The 4,313-nt window shown below is 76.2% G+C and carries 4 protein-coding genes; 2 read left to right on the forward strand and 2 right to left on the reverse strand.

From position 1 onward, the window contains the following. Together MHW47_RS32625 and MHW47_RS32630 are read right to left on the reverse strand one after the other, a co-directional pair. The coding region (locus tag MHW47_RS32625) for an AfsR/SARP family transcriptional regulator (RefSeq protein ID WP_239227460.1) at positions 1–826 on the reverse strand (826 nt) is incomplete at its 3' end. A 3-nt stretch (positions 827–829) separates the two neighbouring features. Continuing rightward, the gene (locus MHW47_RS32630) at positions 830–1,861 is read right to left on the reverse strand and encodes an AfsA-related hotdog domain-containing protein (RefSeq protein ID WP_239227461.1); all 1,032 of its coding nucleotides are present in this window, start codon (positions 1,859–1,861) and stop codon (positions 830–832) included. Between the two features lie 210 nt (positions 1,862–2,071). Between MHW47_RS32630 and MHW47_RS32635 the strand changes: the two genes are divergently transcribed. Both MHW47_RS32635 and MHW47_RS32640 read left to right on the forward strand, forming a co-directional pair. Next, on the forward strand, positions 2,072–3,427 hold the full coding sequence (locus tag MHW47_RS32635; RefSeq protein ID WP_239227462.1) for an MFS transporter: 1,356 nt from the start codon (positions 2,072–2,074) through the stop codon (positions 3,425–3,427). Between the two features lie 91 nt (positions 3,428–3,518). Next, positions 3,519–4,313, forward strand: a 795-nt coding sequence (locus MHW47_RS32640) for an AIR synthase related protein (protein ID WP_239227463.1), incomplete at its 3' end; no start/stop codon positions are given.

A 4,313-nucleotide genomic window follows, 5' to 3' on the forward strand; every position in this document is an offset into this window, starting at 1 on the left:
CCAGGGGGCGGGGGAGGGCGCGGTCCTCACCGCCGGTCCGCCGGGCGGTGCGCGCGTCCGGTGCGGGGCGGGCCAGTTCCGGGTCGCCGGCCAGGATGAGCCGCTGGAGCCGGCGCGACTCCGGGCCCGGTTCGATGCCCAGCTCGTCCACCAGGGTCTGCCGCAGCAGCGTGAACACCCGCAGGGCCTCGGCCTGCCGCCCGCACCGGTACAGCGCCACCATGAGATGCGTGTGGAACTCCTCGCGCAGCGGGTACTCCGCCGCCAGCTCATGGAGTTCGGGGACCAGTTCGCGGTGCATGCCCAGGTGCAGTTCGGCCCGGACCCGCTCGTCGAGCGCCGTGGTGCGGGCCTCGTCCATACGGACGGCGGCGCCCTCCAGCAGGGGCCCGTGCGGGATGTCGGAGAGCAGCGGACCCCGCCACAGGGCGAGCGCCCGGCGCTGGAGGTCGGCGGCGGCCGCGAAGTCGCCCTCGTGCAGCGCCTGGTGGCCGCGCCGCGACAGGCCGAGGAAGGCCGTGCTGTCGAGTTCGTCCGGGGTGACGCGCGCCAGATAGCCGGGGCGGCGGGTGACCAGCGTCTCCCGGCCGTGGTGCGGGTCGGCGGCGCGCAGGGCCTTGCGCAGATGCGAGACGTACACCTGGAGGGTCGTGGGGGCGGTGCGCGGCGGGGCGTCGGGCCACAGCTCGTCGATGAGGCTGTCCACGGACACGACCTCGTTGGCGCGCACCAGCAGGGTGCCCAGGACGCCCCGGAGCTTCGCCGCCGCCGGGGCGCCGCCGGTGACCTCCAGGGGGCCCAGGATGCCGAATCGCACCGCGCCCACCGCTCAGTGGTCCTGGATCACGCGGGTGCGGGCCTCGGCGACGGCCCACCGCTGCTGGGTCAGGGTCAGGGTCACCGGCACCGAGGGCCGCCCCTCCGCGTCCCGGTCCAGCGGACCGGCCACCGCCACGCAGCGCAGCGGCAGCGCGCGTTCCGCCTGGCCCCGGAAGTGCACCTGGCAGCCGCCCAGGGTGCTGCGCCGCGGCTCCAGGCCGTGCGTCCGGCCGGCGGCGAGCAGCGAGCACTGGCGCAGCGCCTCCAGCAGGTGCAGTCCGGAGAACTGCCCCTCCTGGCGCGGGTCCGTGACGTCGAAGACCGGGCTCACCGGGGCGGACAGCACCCAGCTGCTGAGCCGGCCGCGCGAGGCGTCCACCGGTTCGCTGATCACCACGTTCTCCCCGGCGCACCGGCTCACCTCGGCGGCCCCGGCCGGGCGGGGCGGGGCGTCGGGGACGTCGTTCAGTTCGGGCGCGGCACGCATCGCCTGCCGGGCGTGCGCGACGTGCTTGCGGTACAGGTTCGGCATCAGGAAGACCATCCCGGCCGAGCCGACGGCGCACGGCCGCCCGTCGATCCGTACGTCGAGATGGAAGTCCAGGCCGCGCGGCACCTCGGCGACCACCTGGGTGGGCCGGGCCCTGAGCCGGGTCTCCATCACCACGCCCCCGCCGGCCGGGCCGGTGCGCCAGGCGGAGAGGTCGGTGAGGTCCAGCGAGAAGCGGTAGAAGAGGCCGGGACGGTCCCCGGGCACGCCGAAGTAGCGGTGGCCGACGAGTTCGCCCACGTCCCGCACGCCCGTGGTGGCGATCTGGAGGTCGTGGAAGCGGCCGGGGCCGTCGTTGAAGAGCGGGTGGGCCACGGGGGTGTCGCCGACGAGAGTGAAGTGCTCCTCGCCCTGACTCGGCGCGTCCAGGCCGTAGTAGGACCGGGCGGCCGGGCGGTGGATCAGGTGCTGGGCGGCCCCCGCGCTCCCCGCAGCCGCTGCCGCCAGTCCGTGGGTGGCGGGAGCCGAGGTCGTGCGGTTGTCGACTGTCATGTCCCTCCCCTTCTCTCGGCACATGGTGGGGCTGCCGGCCGGACCCGGCCACCCGTCCCCGGTGGCCACAAAATGCATGGCAGGAAGGTGCGCACCTGCGACGAACCGGCTTAAGCGGCGTCCATGGCGGGTCGGTGATGCTGAGCCCCGGCTGCTCCGCCGAGGGACCTCCCCCGTTCCCTCGGCGGAGCTTTCCGAGGAGGCACCGCGATGGCCATCACCGACACCGGCGGCGACCGTTCCGCCACGCCCGCATCCGCGCCCGCACGCACCCCGGGGCCCACCCGCCGGGTGCGGTTCGGCTACGCCTCGGGCTCGCTCGTCACGGGCACGTTCACCACGCTGCCCGGTCTCCTGCTGCTCCCGTACCTCACGGACACGCTCGGCGTCGGCGCCGCGCTGGCCGGTGCGGTCGTCTTTCTGCCGAAGGCGTGGGACGTCGTCCTCAACCCGTTCGTGGGCCGGGCCGGTGACCGCACCCGCACCCGCTGGGGCTCCCGCCGCCCGTACGTGCTGGGGGCCGGGCTCGTCATGGCGCTCGGCTTCGCCCTGACCTTCGCGGGCCCGCTGCCCGGCACGGCCGGTGCCTGGTTCACCGCCGCCGGCTACCTCCTCACCGCGACCGCCTTCGCCTTCTTCCAGGTCCCGTACGCGGCGATGCCCGCCGACCTCGCGGACCGCGAGGAGGACCGGCTGCGCCTGGTCGCGGGCCGGGTCGCGGTCATCGGTGTGGCGGCCCTCGTCACGGGGGCCGCCGCTCCCGCCCTGGTGGACGCGGGCGGCGGGGGTCTGGCGGGCCACCGCTGGGCGGGCGTGTTCGGCGCGGCCGTGGTGGGGCTCGGCGCCCTGTGGGTGTTCGCCGGCACGGCCGGTACGCGGGAGGGCGGGGCCCGTACGGAGCAGCGCGCCGCGCAGCCCTCCCTCCGGGAGCAGTTCGCCGCCGCCCGCGCCAACCCGCCGTTCGCGGCGCTGCTGCGCTGCGTGGTGCTCCAGTCCGTCGCGACCGGGGTACTGCTCGCGGGCGCCCCGTACTTCGCCGGCCATGTGCTGCACGACTCCGCCGGGGTCGGCCCGCTCGTGGCGGCGTTCGTCGCACCGAACCTGCTGACCATGCCGCTGTGGTCCCGGCTGCGCGGGCCGCGCGGTTACGCCCTGGCCACCACCCTGTTCGCGGCGGGATGCCTGCTCTTCCTGGCCTCCCCGCTGCTGCCGCAGGGCGCCGTCCTGGTCACGATGGCCCTGGCCGGCACCGGCCACGCGGGCCAGCTGCTCTACCTGTACGCGATGCTGCCGGACTGCATCGCCCGCGACACGGCCGCCACCGGGCGCCGCCAAGGAGGCGTGCTCTCCGGGGTGTTCTCGACCGCCGAGGGGCTGGGCGTGGCGGCGGGCCCGTTCCTCTACGGCCTGGTCCTCCAGCTCACCGGCTACGTCTCCTCCGGCGCGGGCGACGCCGCCGCGCAGTCCTTCACCGCCCGCGCCGGCATCCTGGCCGGCTTCGGCGCCCTCCCCGCCCTGGCCGCGATCGCGGCGGCCCTCCTGCTGCGCGCGTACGACCGCCCTTAGCGCACCCCCTACCGACAACACGGGTAGGCGCGCCCCCGCGCCCGCAGCATGATGTGCAGGGTCGTGACGCACGCATCGGGGGGTGGCTTTCGTGACGTACACACGGGACCGGTACACCGCGCAGGTCGGCTTCGGGCCGGAGACGCGCGAGCTGATCGGCCGGGCCCTCGCCCCGGAGCCCGCCCCGCAGGGCGCCGGGCTCGTCGTGCGCGCCGGCACCTACGTCGTGGACCCGCCGTTCTTCGGTGACGGGGACATCGGCCGACTCGCCGTCTGCGGTGCCGTCAATGACCTCGCGGCCACCGGGGCCGACCCGCGCCATCTGGCCCTCGGCATCGTGCTGGAGGCCGGGCTGCCGCTCGATCTGGTCCACCGGCTCACCGCGTCGATCCGGGGGGCCGCCGCCGAGGCCGGGGTGGCCGTCACCGCGGTGGACACCCAGATCGTGCGCGCCGGAGAGGCCGACCGGGTCTATGTCACGGCCACCGCGTTCGGGGAGCGCCCGGGGCCCCCGCTCGGCCCGGACCGCGTCCGCCCCGGCGACCGGGTGCTGGTGACGGGACCGCTCGGCGACCACGCCGCCCATCTGGTCTCCCTGCGCGACGGCCTCGGCTACGAGCACCATGTGCCCAGTGACTGCGCCCCCCTCGCGGGCCTGCTGCGCGAGGTCCGGGCCGACCTCCACCACGCCCGCCCGGTGGCCGCCGGGGGCCTCGCGGAGGTGCTGCGCGTGAGCGCCGACGCCTCCGGCCTGACCCTGCGCGTCGAGGAGGACGCGCTGCCGGTGCGCTACGAGGCACGGGTGGCCCTGGCGACCCGGGGCCTCGCCCCCCTGGACGCGGCCTGTGCGGGCTGCCTGTGCCTGTTCGCCCCGGCGGACCGGGCC

The sequence above is a fragment of the Streptomyces sp. OfavH-34-F genome (assembly GCF_022347745.1).
GTDB lineage: Bacteria > Actinomycetota > Actinomycetes > Streptomycetales > Streptomycetaceae > Streptomyces.

What these genes read in the sequence shown, in the direction of transcription:
- MHW47_RS32630 (WP_239227461.1), bottom strand. Translation starts at nt 1,861, where the DNA reads ATGACAGTCGACAACCGCACGACCTCGGCTCCCGCCACCCACGGACTG.
- MHW47_RS32635 (WP_239227462.1), top strand. Translation starts at nt 2,072, where the DNA reads ATGGCCATCACCGACACCGGCGGCGACCGTTCCGCCACGCCCGCATCC.